The organism is Pseudomonas sp. GM60 (genome assembly GCF_000282415.1).
Taxonomy (GTDB): Bacteria; Pseudomonadota; Gammaproteobacteria; order Pseudomonadales; family Pseudomonadaceae; genus Aquipseudomonas; species Aquipseudomonas migulae.
On the sequence record NZ_AKJI01000034.1, the window covers coordinates 20,150 to 32,152 of the forward strand.

Consider the following 12,003-nt stretch of genomic DNA (forward strand, 5'->3'; position numbering starts at 1 on the left):
CCTAGGGTCCCTTTCCCATGTTCAAGAAACTGCGTGGCATGTTTTCCAGCGATCTTTCCATTGACCTGGGCACTGCCAACACCCTTATTTACGTGCGCGAGCGCGGAATCGTCCTGAATGAGCCATCGGTTGTGGCTATTCGGACACACGGTAACCAGAAAAGTGTCGTTGCTGTCGGCACCGAGGCCAAGCGCATGCTCGGCCGTACGCCGGGCAACATTGCCGCCATTCGTCCGATGAAGGATGGCGTCATTGCCGACTTCAGCGTCTGCGAAAAGATGCTGCAATACTTTATCAACAAGGTTCACGAAAACAGCTTCCTGCAGCCTAGCCCTCGTGTGCTGATCTGCGTTCCGTGCAAATCCACTCAGGTTGAGCGTCGTGCCATCCGTGAATCGGCCCTTGGTGCCGGCGCACGTGAAGTGTTCCTGATTGAAGAGCCGATGGCGGCTGCGATCGGTGCCGGCCTGCCGGTTGAAGAAGCACGCGGTTCGATGGTGGTCGATATCGGTGGTGGTACCACTGAAATCGCACTGATCTCCCTGAACGGTGTGGTTTACGCCGAATCCGTACGGGTTGGCGGCGACCGCTTCGACGAAGCGATCATCACCTACGTGCGTCGCAACTACGGCAGCCTGATCGGCGAATCCACCGCCGAGCGCATCAAACAGGAAATCGGTACTGCCTACCCGGGCGGCGAAGTTCGCGAAGTCGACGTTCGCGGCCGTAACCTGGCCGAAGGCGTTCCACGCGCATTCACCCTGAACTCCAATGAAGTGCTGGAAGCTCTGCAAGAGTCCCTGGCCACTATCGTTCAGGCTGTTAAAAGCGCACTGGAGCAATCGCCTCCGGAGCTGGCTTCCGATATCGCCGAGCGTGGCCTGGTACTGACCGGTGGTGGCGCCTTGCTGCGTGACCTCGACAAGTTGCTGGCCCAGGAAACCGGTCTGCCGGTGATCGTTGCCGAAGACCCGCTGACCTGCGTTGCTCGCGGCGGTGGCCGCGCATTGGAAATGATGGATAAACACACCATGGATCTGCTGTCGAGCGAGTGATCGCCCGATGCAACTATGCTGTTGAGCGCGCAGGCGGCACTTTGCAGTGCTGCCTGTTTGCGTTTACCTTCTGTCAGTCTGTATCCAGGCCGGTCTGCCGTATGAATAAAGAAAACATTTGCCTGGGAGGAGCGGCTTATTAAACCGCTTTTCACCAAAGGGCCTTCACTGGGCGTGCGCTTGTTGGTGCTGGTCGTGCTATCGGTCGCGCTGATGGTGGTCGATGCCCGCTTCACACTGCTCAAGCCAGTGCGTAGCCAGATGTCGCTGGTGCTGATGCAGTCTTACTGGATCACCGACCTGCCGCAGCGGCTATGGCAAGGTGTGGCCAGCCAGTTTGGCAGCCGTACCGAACTGGTCGCCGAAAACGAAAAACTCAAGACCGAAAACCTGCTGCTGCAGGGTCGCATGCAAAAGCTTGCCGCCCTCACCGAGCAGAACGTTCGGCTGCGCGAGTTGCTCAATTCCTCCGCGCTGGTCAACGAGAAGGTCGAAGTGGCCGAGTTGATCGGCATGGACCCCAACCCCTTCACCCATCGCATCATCATCAATAAAGGTGAGCGCGACGGTGTGGTCCTCGGTCAGCCGGTGCTCGATGCCCGTGGCCTGATGGGCCAGGTGGTCGAGTTGATGCCGTACACCTCTCGTGTGCTGTTGCTCACCGACACCACCCACAGCATCCCGGTGCAAGTGAACCGTAACGGACTGCGAGCGATTGCCAGCGGCACCGGCAACCCGGAGCGTCTGGAACTGCGTCACGTGGCCGACACGGCGGACATCAAGGAAGGCGACTTGCTGGTCAGCTCCGGTCTCGGCCAGCGATTCCCGGCGGGTTACCCGGTGGCGACGGTCAAGGAAGTGATTCACGATTCCGGCCAGCCATTTGCCATTGTCCGCGCCGTGCCGACCGCTGCCTTGAACCGTAGCCGTTACCTGTTGTTGGTGTTCAGCGATACGCGTACACCGGAAGAGCGTGCAAACGACGCCGCTCAGGCTCAGGAAAACCTCGATGCGCAAGGCGGCGGGCCAATCATTCCCGCCACCGTGCCGAAACCTGCTGCGGTGATTGCACCTGCCGCCGCCGCCGTTCCAGCGACTGCACCTGCTGCGACCCCGGCCAAGCCTGCTGCCACAACCCCGGTCAAACCCGCTGCCGCACACCCTGCCGCCGCCAAGCCGCCCGCGACTGCACCCGCCGCCAAACCACCGGCGACACAACCCGCTGTCGTGAAGCCCGCTGCCAAACCGCCTGTCTCTGCACCGGCTACCACTGGGGGAAGAGAATAATGGTCAGTGCTACCGCCTCCCGAAATGGCTGGATGATCTGGCTGACGTTCGCCATCGGCATGTTGCTCAGCGTTTCGCCGCTGCCGCAATTCATGGAAATCCTTCGCCCGCTATGGCTCGCCTTGTTGCTGGCGTTCTGGGCATTGGCCTTGCCGCAGAAAGTCGGCATGGTCACCGCGTGGTGCCTGGGCCTGGCCGAAGATGTGCTTTACGGCACGCTGCTGGGCCAGAACGCACTGATCCTGACGCTCATCACGTTCCTGGTGCTGTCGCTGCAACAGCGGCTGCGGATGTTCCCGATGTGGCAACAGAGCCTGGTGATCCTGGTGATCTTCGGCCTCGCGCAGCTTGTTCAGCTGTGGCTCAGCGCCCTGACCGGCAATCGTCAGCCAACGCTGGCGCTGGTCTTGCCGGCACTGGTCAGCGCGTTGCTCTGGCCGTGGATCAGCTTCGGTTTGCGCGGTCTGCGTCGACGTTACAAAATTAACTGATTCGGTCAGGCATTTGCCCACACCACGACAAGGGAGATGTCTTGATGAAACAGCTATTCCTCGCCTCAGGCTCGCCGCGTCGGCGTGAACTGCTAACGCAGATCGGCGTGCCGTTCTCCGCCATCAGCGCGGACATCGATGAAACCCCTTTGAATCATGAATCGCCGTCGGCCTATGTCGAGCGCCTTGCGCGCGGCAAGGCTGAAGCCGGGCGCGACACGGTCATGTCCGACGCCGATTTTTGCGTGCTGGGCGCTGATACCGCCGTAGTGCTCAACGGCAAAATTCTCGGCAAACCGGTGGACGAAGCCGACGCGTGCGCCATGCTTATGATGTTGGCAGGACAAGAACATGAAGTGCTGACCGCCATTGCCTTGCTTGACGGTGAGCGTTGCGAGTCTCGTGTTGTGCGCAGCCTGGTGCGTTTTCGCCCCATCGATCTCAATGAGGCGAAGGCCTACTGGGCCAGCGGCGAACCGCGGGACAAGGCGGGTGGCTATGGCATTCAAGGACTGGGCGCGGTGTTTGTCGCCGGGCTCAATGGCAGCTACTCGGCGGTGGTCGGACTGCCGCTGTGCGAAACCGCTGAGCTGCTTGGCCATTTCGGCATACCCTGTTGGCAAACCCTTAACGCGCGCTGAGCGTCGTACTGACAAGATGCGGCCATTATCGTGAACATGCCTGAACGAGACCCTGCCATGAGTGAAGAGATCCTGATCAACATCACGCCGATGGAATCGCGCGTGGCGGTGGTTGAAAACGGTGTCCTGCAAGAGGTCCACGTCGAACGCACGCAAAAACGCGGTATCGTCGGCAACATCTATAAAGGCAAGGTCGTACGGGTGTTGCCGGGCATGCAGGCGGCGTTCGTCGACATCGGTCTGGACCGCGCTGCGTTCATTCATGCCTCGGAAATTTCCCTGCGCGAAGGCCCTGCGGTCGAAAGCATCAGCTCCCTGGTCCATGAAGGCCAAAGCCTGGTCGTGCAAGTCACCAAGGACCCGATCGGTTCCAAAGGCGCACGCCTGACCACTCAACTATCAATACCTTCGCGTTATCTGGTGTACATGCCGCGTACCGCGCATGTCGGCATTTCCCTGAAGATCGAAGACGAAGCCGAGCGCGAGCGCCTCAAGCAAGTGGTCACCGATTGCGTGGCCACGGAAGGCATCAAGGAAGCCGGTGGTTTCATCCTGCGTACCGCCGCCGAAGGCGCCGGGGCCGATGAGATCCTCATGGACATCCGCTACCTGCGCCGGCTCTGGGATCAGATCAACGAGCAGATCAAAACCATCAGCGCGCCGAGCGTGATCTACGAAGACCTTGGCCTGGCATTGCGCACTTTGCGCGACCTGGTCAGCCCGAAGATCGAGAAGATCCGCATCGACTCCCGGGAAACCTTCCAGAAAACCACGCAGTTTGTGGCCGAACTGATGCCGGAAATCGCAGATCGCCTGGAGCATTATCCGGGCGAGCGGCCGATCTTCGACCTGTACGGCGTCGAAGACGAAATCCAGAAGGCCCTCGAACGCAAAGTCCCGCTGAAGTCCGGCGGTTATCTGGTGGTGGACCCGGCGGAAGCCATGAGCACCATCGACGTCAACACCGGGGCGTTCGTCGGTCATCGCAACCTTGAAGAAACCATCTTCAAGACCAACCTCGAAGCCGCGACCGCCATTGCTCGCCAGCTGCGCCTGCGCAACCTGGGCGGGATCATCATCATCGACTTCATCGACATGGAAGACGAAGAGCATCAGCGTCAGGTACTGCGCACGCTGGAGAAACAACTGGAGCGCGACCACGCCAAGACCAACATTATCGGCATCACCGAGTTGGGCCTGGTGCAGATGACCCGCAAGCGCACCCGCGAAAGTCTCGAACAAGTACTGTGCGAGCCGTGCAACAGTTGCCAGGGGCGCGGCAAGCTCAAGACACCGGAAACGGTCTGCTACGAAATTTTCCGCGAAATCCTCCGTGAGGCTCGCGCCTATCAAGCGGAAGGCTATCGTGTATTGGCGAACCAGAAAGTCGTCGACCGTTTGCTCGATGAAGAGTCGGGCAACGTCGCCGAGCTGGAAGGATTTATCGGACGCACCATTCGGTTCCAGGTGGAAACCATGTATTCCCAGGAACAATACGACGTGGTGCTGCTCTGAATCGCTGTGTTTCAACCCGACTAGAACAGCTGGCCTCAGCTTTTTGCAGTAATTTTGCCATGGGAGCCAACTGACATGGACCGTCTGACACGCATTTTGGCCGCACTGACCCGCTGGGGTCTGGGCCTGTGCGCGTTGGCTTTGGTGATGATGGCGCTTTACGTCAGTCTCGGTCGCGAGCTGGCGCCGCTGGTGGCCGAGTACCGGGCCGAAGTCGAAACCAAAGCCGGTGCTGCCCTGGGCATGCCGCTGCATATCGGTGAGCTGGAAGGCAACTGGAGTGGCTTCGCGCCGATTCTGCTGGCTCACGACGTGATGGTCGGCGAGGGCGCCAATTCCCTGCGTCTAGATCAGGTGCGCGCGGTGCCGGACCTCTGGGCCAGCCTGACGGCCCGCGAAGTGCGCATCGCTCATCTGGAACTCAACGGTCTGAAGATCAGCCTCAAGGAAGGCGAGGACGGTCATTGGGCGCTGGAAGGCTTGCCGGTGCAGCAGGATCAGCCGCTGGATCCGGAACAACTGCTCAATCGCATGCAGATGGTCCAGCAGTTGTCGGTGCTCGACAGCCAAGTGACCTTGCAGCCGCTGGATCACCCGCCGCTGACCTTGACCTACGTTGGCCTGAATCTGAAAACCGGCGTATCCCGGCAGCGACTCGACGCACGACTGACCCTGCCCGACGGGCAGCCGGTCGCCATGAGCGTGCGCACCCGCATTAGCGCCAGTCAGTGGCAGGAGGGGGCAGCGGATGCGTACCTGAGCCTGCCGCAAAGCGACTGGTCGAAATGGCTGCCCGAGCGCGTGACCCGGCAATGGAACTTCTCCGAAATCAAGGCCGGTGGCGAACTCTGGGTCAACTGGGATAAAGGTGCTCTGCAAAGCGCCGCAATCCGCTTGAACGCGCCGCAACTCAAGGGCGCTTACGCCGAGCGCAAGCCGATCCAGATCAACAACCTGGCGCTCAACAGCTATTTCCAGCGCAGTGCAGCAGGCCTTCTGGTGACTGTGGACTCCCTGTCCATGAACCTGGGCGAAACCCGCTGGGAATCGCACCTGCAACTCAAACAGAGCCTGGCCACCGACGCGACCGAAGAACTCTGGCATCTGCAAGCCGACCGCCTCGACCTCACCCCGCTGACTCCGCTGCTGAATGCCTTGGGGCCATTGCCCGAAGGCCTCGCCACCGCCGTCGAGCGGCTCAAGGTGACGGGTGGTTTGCGTAATGTGCTGGTCGACATCCGGCCCAACGCCACCGACGACAGCAAGGTCAGTTTTGCCGCCAACCTCGACCGGGTCGGCTTTGATGCCTATCACGGCGCCCCGGCAGCGCGGAATGTCAGCGGCAGCATCAGCGGTGATCTGGGGCACGGCGAACTGCGCATGGACAGCAAGGATTTTTCCCTGCACCTGGACCCGATTTTCGCCAAGCCATGGCAATACATTCAGGCCAACGCCCGTTTGACCTGGAAGCTCGACAAAGAAGGTTTCACCCTGATCGCTCCGTACCTGAAGGTGCTGGGCGAAGAGGGCAAGATTGCCGGCGACTTCCTGATCCGCCTGCATTTCGATCACACCCAGGAAGACTACATGGACCTGCGGGTCGGCCTGGTGGAGGGCGATGGCAAGTACACCGCCAAGTACCTGCCCGAAGTGCTCAGCCCGGCGCTGGACGAATGGTTGCGTACGGCGATTCTCAAGGGCGCGGTGGACGAGGGCTTCTTCCAGTATCAAGGCTCGCTGAACCATGACGCCGCCGACACCGCGCGCAGCATCAGTCTGTTCTTCAAAGTGCACGATGCCGAGCTGGCGTTCCAGCCGGGCTGGCCGCATGTCAGCAAGGTCACTGGCGACGTGTTCATCGAAGACAGTGGCGTGCGGATTCTGGCCAGCAAAGGCCAGTTGCTCGACACACAAGTCAGCGACATTTACGTCAATATTCCCCACGCGCCCGCCGGGCAAAACCCTCACCTGTTGCTCGATGGCGCTTTCGCTGGCGGGTTGGGCGATGGCCTGAAAATTCTCCAGGAAGCGCCGATCGGCACCGCCGCCACCTTCGCCGGATGGGAAGGCGAGGGAGAGCTGAAGGGCAAGCTGAATCTGGATATTCCGCTGGCCAAAGGCGAACAGCCGAATATCCTCGTCGACTTCAAGACCGCCAAGGCGCGCTTGAAACTGGCCGAGCCAGTCCTTGAGCTGACTCAGTTGAAGGGCGATTTCCGCTTCGACAGCACCAAAGGTTTGAGTGGGCAGAACATCACCGCTCGTGCCTTTGACAAACCGGTCAGCGCACAGATTTTCGCTGATGGCAGACCGGGTGACATCAAGACGCGTGTCACTGCTTCCGGCCAGGTCGAGGTCAAGAAACTGACTGATTGGCTGAGTGTCACGCAGCCGTTGCCGGTCTCCGGCTTGATCCCGTATCAGTTGCAACTGAACCTGGATGGCGCAGACAGCCAGTTGATGGTCAATTCCAGCCTCAAAGGCGTGGCCGTCGATTTGCCGGCGCCGTTCGGCATGGCGGCCGATGTGGGGCGCGACACGACGTTCCGCATGACCCTGCAAGGGCCGGAACGGCGTTACTGGGTCAAGTACGGCGAATTGGCCAGCTTCACGTTTGCAGCGCCGGCCGGCAGTTTTGCCGACGGTCGCGGTGAACTGTTCCTCGGTGGTGGCGATGCCGTATTGCCAGGCGGCAAAGGCCTGCGGGTGCGCGGCGTGCTGTCGGAGCTGGATGTCGGCCCGTGGAAGGATCTGGTGGACAAGTATGCCGGCCAGGATCCGGGCGGCAGCGCCAAGCAGTTGCTCAGCGGCGCGGATTTCAAGGTCGGCAAGCTCAGCGGCATCGGTACCACGCTTGATCAGGCCTCGGTGCAGCTGAACCGCAAGCCGAGTGCGTGGGCCCTGCAACTCGACAGCCAACAAGTCAAGGGCACCGCCGGTATCCCCGATGCGAAAGCCGCACCGATTGCGATCAATCTGCAATACGTGCGTTTGCCGGCACCGGACCCAACGGTTTTGGCCGATGAAAATTCGCCGGATCCATTGGCCTCCGTGGATCCGACGAAGATTCCGGCGCTGGATATCACCATCAATCAACTGTTCCAGGGGCAGGATCTGGTAGGGGGCTGGTCGCTGAAAGTGCGTCCGACCGCCAAAGGCATCGCGCTCAATACGCTGGATCTGGGCCTCAAGGGCCTTCTGTTGCAGGGCAGCGGTGGCTGGGAAGGCGCGCCTGGTGCTTCCACCAGTTGGTACAAGGGCCGGGTCAGCGGCAAAAATCTGGCGGATGTGCTGAAAGGCTGGGGCTTTGCGCCCAGTGTCACCAGCGAAGAGTTTCATATGGATGTCGACGGTCGCTGGCCCGGTTCACCGGCCTGGCTGGCCACCAAGCGCTTCTCCGGGACGCTTGATGCGTCGCTGAATAAAGGCCAGTTCGTTGAAGTCGAGGGTGGCGCTCAGGCGTTGCGGGTATTTGGCCTGCTCAACTTCAACTCCATCGGCCGGCGCTTGCGGCTGGACTTCTCCGATCTGTTTGGCAAAGGCTTGAGTTACGACCGGGTCAAAGGCCTGCTGGTCGGGACCAACGGCGTTTACGTGACCCGTGAGCCGATTCTGCTGACCGGTCCGTCGAGCAATGTCGAGCTCAATGGCACGCTGGACCTGGTGGGTGATCAGATCGATGCGAAACTGCTGGTGACCTTGCCGGTTACCAACAACCTGCCGATTGCCGCGCTGATTGTCGGTGCCCCGGCCATCGGTGGGGCGCTGTTCCTGATCGACAAGCTGATCGGTGACCGCGTGGCACGTTTCGCCAGCGTGAAGTACACCGTCAAAGGCCCGTGGAAAGAGCCGAAAATTACCTTCGACAAACCTTTTTGACGCGAGCCGATGGAGTAGCATGGCCGTAGAGAAATTTGACTGTAGGAGCGAGCCTGCTCGCGAAGGACGTCAACGATAACGCGTACATTCTGGATAAACGCGTTGTCATTAAGTCCATCGCGAGCAGGCTCGCTCCTACAGGGAATCTGTCGATTTCGGTATAGGAAAGCACCATGTCTTTTGCGGTGATTCAAATGGTCAGCCAGAGCGACGTGCTGGCCAATCTGGCCCAGGCCCGTCGGCTGCTCGAACAAGCGGCCGTCGGGGGCGCAAAGCTTGCCGTGCTGCCGGAAAACTTTGCCGCCATGGGCCGACGCGACATCGCTGACATCGGCCGCGCCGAGGCGTTGGGCGAAGGTCCGATCCTGCCCTGGTTGAAACAGACCGCCCGCGACCTCAAGTTATGGATTGTGGCCGGCACATTGCCGTTGCCGCCGGCGGATCAGCCGACGGCGAAAGTGCATGCCTGCTCGCTGCTGGTCAATGATCAGGGCGAGACGGTGGCACGCTACGACAAGCTGCACTTGTTCGACGTGGACGTGGCGGACAACCGTGGGCGGTATCGTGAGTCCGATGACTATGCTTATGGCAGTGACGTGGTGGTCGTGGACACGCCCGTCGGTCGAGTCGGCCTGACGGTCTGTTACGACCTGCGCTTCCCGGAGCTGTACAGCGAATTACGCGCTGCCGGGGCGGAGTTGATTACCGCGCCGTCAGCTTTTACCGCAGTGACCGGCGCGGCGCATTGGGATGTGCTGATTCGTGCGCGGGCCATCGAGACCCAGTGTTACGTGCTCGCGGCTGCCCAGGGTGGAACGCATCCGGGGCCGCGAGAAACCTGGGGGCATGCCGCAATTGTCGACCCGTGGGGTCGAGTGCTGGCGCAACAGGATCAAGGCGAGGCCGTGCTGCTGGCCGAACGCGATAGCAGCGAACAGGCGTCCATACGGGCGCGGATGCCGGTGTCCAGTCACCGGCGCTTTTTCTCGCAGGGCGCCCGGCGACCTGCCTCAGAACGATGAATTTAAGGCGTAAAGCATATGAGCGAGTTGTTGTCCTCAGTCAGTGAACACCTCCTGGCGCCCGGCGGCGTCACCATCGAAAGCCTGCAAGGTGTGCTCGGCGATCTGGCCGGCCCGGGCATCGATGCCGCCGACCTGTATTTCCAGGGGCAGATTTCCGAGTCCTGGGCGCTGGAAGACGGCATCGTCAAGGAAGGCAGTTTCAACCTTGACCAGGGCGTTGGCGTGCGCGCGCAATCGGGTGAGAAAACCGGTTTTGCCTACAGCAATGCCATTACCCTCGAAGCCCTTGGCGCTGCGGCCCGTGCTGCGCGCTCGATCTCCCGCGCCGGGCAGAACGGCACGGTGCAGGCCTTCACCACTCAGGACGTCGCCCAGTTGTACGGGCCGGACAACCCGCTGGAAGTGATGACCCGCGCCGAGAAAGTCGAACTGCTCAAACGCATCGACGTCGCCACCCGCGCCCTCGATCCGCGCATTCAGCAAGTCACGGTGAGCATGGCCGGCGTCTGGGAGCGCATTCTTGTCGCTTCGACCGACGGCAGCCTGGCGGCGGATGTGCGGCCGCTGGTGCGCTTCAACGTCAGCGTGATCGTCGAGCAGAACGGTCGTCGCGAGCGCGGCGGCCATGGCGGCGGCGGTCGGACCGATTACCGTTATTTCCTCAGCGACGACCGCGCCATGGGCTACGCCCGTGAAGCGTTGCGTCAGGCGCTGGTCAACCTCGAAGCCATTCCGGCACCGGCCGGTACGTTGCCGGTGGTGTTGGGTTCGGGCTGGTCCGGCGTGTTGCTGCACGAAGCGGTCGGCCACGGTCTGGAAGGCGATTTCAACCGTAAGGGCAGCTCCGCTTACAGTGGCCGTATGGGCGAGATGGTTGCGTCCAAGCTCTGCACCATCGTCGATGACGGTACGCTGGCCGGTCGTCGCGGTTCGTTGAGCGTCGACGACGAAGGCACGCCGACCGAATGCACCACGCTGATCGAAAACGGCGTACTCAAAGGCTACATGCAGGACAAGCTCAACGCGCGCCTGATGGGTGTCGCCCGCACCGGCAACGGTCGCCGTGAATCCTACGCGCACCTGCCAATGCCGCGCATGACCAATACCTACATGCTGGCGGGCGAAAGCGATCCGGCGGAAATCATCGCCTCGGTGAAGCGCGGCATCTACTGCGCCAACCTTGGCGGCGGTCAGGTGGACATCACCAGCGGCAAGTTCGTGTTCTCCACCAGCGAGGCGTACCTGATCGAAGACGGCAAGATTACGGCGCCGGTCAAAGGCGCGACGTTGATCGGCAACGGGCCTGAAGCGATGAGCAAGGTGTCGATGGTCGGTAATGACCTGTCGCTGGACAGCGGCGTGGGCACGTGCGGCAAGGATGGGCAGTCGGTGCCGGTGGGTGTCGGCCAGCCAACGCTGAAAATCGATGCGATCACTGTGGGTGGTACAGGATCGTAAGTTGATAGACGTAGGAGCTGCCGCAGGCTGCGATCTTTTGATCTTTGAAAAAGCAAAGATCGCAGCCTGCGGCAGCTCCTACAGGGCGAGATTTAACGCAGACCGCGTTGAGTCTCGTCCAGCTCACGGATGTACTTGAAGATTTTACGGCTCGATGCCGGTGGCTTGTTGGTCGCCAGTTCGTGCTGGGCCTGACGGATCAGGGAGCGCAACTGCTGACGATCAGCCTCCGGGTAGTCGAGCACGAACTTCTCCAGGACTGCATCGTCGCCCGCGATCAAGCGATCGCGCCAGCGTTCCAGGCCATGGAAACGTTCGTTGTACTGCCGGGTGGAGGCATCGAGTTGATCGAGCAAAGTCAGAATGGCGTCAGTGTCCTGATCGCGCATCAGTTTGCCGATGAACATAAGGTGCCGTTTACGCGCGATATTCGCGGTGTGCTTGGGCGCATCGCCCAGAGCCCGGCGCAGAGCGTCGGTCAACGGGAGTTTTGCCAGCAAGTCAGGCTTGAGCGTTGTAAGGCGTTCGCCGAGGTCAACCAGAGCATGCAGCTCGCGTTTAACCTGGGATTTGCTTTTTTCTCCCGTATCGAGGGAGTCGTCGTAAGAATCAACCATGGTGGCCGTCCGCAAAGAAACGCCGCCATGATAAC

General features: G+C 61.0%; 9 protein-coding genes. 8 read left to right on the plus strand and 1 reads right to left on the minus strand.

All coding sequences use genetic code 11. The features are described from left to right. The first annotated feature begins 17 nt into the window (after positions 1-17). The 8 genes from mreB (at position 18) to tldD (ending at position 11,351) form a co-directional block, all read left to right on the plus strand. Positions 18-1,055: a rod shape-determining protein MreB gene (gene mreB / locus PMI32_RS20865; RefSeq protein ID WP_002555108.1), complete on the plus strand. Its 1,038-nt coding sequence runs from the start codon at positions 18-20 to the stop codon at positions 1,053-1,055. 138 nt (positions 1,056-1,193) lie between these two features. Further along, entirely contained in the window at positions 1,194-2,342 is a 1,149-nt protein-coding gene (mreC, locus tag PMI32_RS20860; protein ID WP_081501758.1) for a rod shape-determining protein MreC, read from the plus strand. Then, positions 2,342-2,833, plus strand: a complete 492-nt coding sequence (gene mreD, locus PMI32_RS20855; protein WP_008026879.1) for a rod shape-determining protein MreD — start codon at positions 2,342-2,344, stop codon at positions 2,831-2,833. Before mreC ends, mreD begins: the two co-directional genes overlap by 1 nt. A gap of 44 nt (positions 2,834-2,877) precedes the next feature. Then, the gene (locus tag PMI32_RS20850; protein ID WP_008026882.1) at positions 2,878-3,474 is read left to right on the plus strand and encodes a Maf family protein; all 597 of its coding nucleotides are present in this window, start codon (positions 2,878-2,880) and stop codon (positions 3,472-3,474) included. Positions 3,475-3,531: 57 nt separating this feature from the next. Further along, entirely contained in the window at positions 3,532-4,989 is a 1,458-nt protein-coding gene (gene rng / locus PMI32_RS20845; protein WP_008026884.1) for a ribonuclease G, read from the plus strand. A 75-nt stretch (positions 4,990-5,064) separates the two neighbouring features. Next, positions 5,065-8,868 carry a YhdP family protein gene (locus PMI32_RS20840; RefSeq protein ID WP_008026886.1) on the plus strand — a complete coding sequence of 1,268 codons (3,804 nt, stop codon included), beginning with the start codon at positions 5,065-5,067 and terminating at the stop codon, positions 8,866-8,868. Positions 8,869-9,041: 173 nt separating this feature from the next. Next, positions 9,042-9,890 carry a carbon-nitrogen hydrolase family protein gene (locus PMI32_RS20835; protein WP_008026888.1) on the plus strand — a complete coding sequence of 283 codons (849 nt, stop codon included), beginning with the start codon at positions 9,042-9,044 and terminating at the stop codon, positions 9,888-9,890. A gap of 18 nt (positions 9,891-9,908) precedes the next feature. After that, positions 9,909-11,351 carry a metalloprotease TldD gene (gene tldD, locus PMI32_RS20830; RefSeq protein WP_008026890.1) on the plus strand — a complete coding sequence of 481 codons (1,443 nt, stop codon included), beginning with the start codon at positions 9,909-9,911 and terminating at the stop codon, positions 11,349-11,351. A 92-nt stretch (positions 11,352-11,443) separates the two neighbouring features. Here tldD and yjgA read toward each other — a convergent pair whose 3' ends face one another. Then, the gene (yjgA, locus tag PMI32_RS20825; protein ID WP_008026892.1) at positions 11,444-11,968 is read right to left on the minus strand and encodes a ribosome biogenesis factor YjgA; all 525 of its coding nucleotides are present in this window, start codon (positions 11,966-11,968) and stop codon (positions 11,444-11,446) included. Between the last annotated feature and the right edge of the window lie 35 nt (positions 11,969-12,003).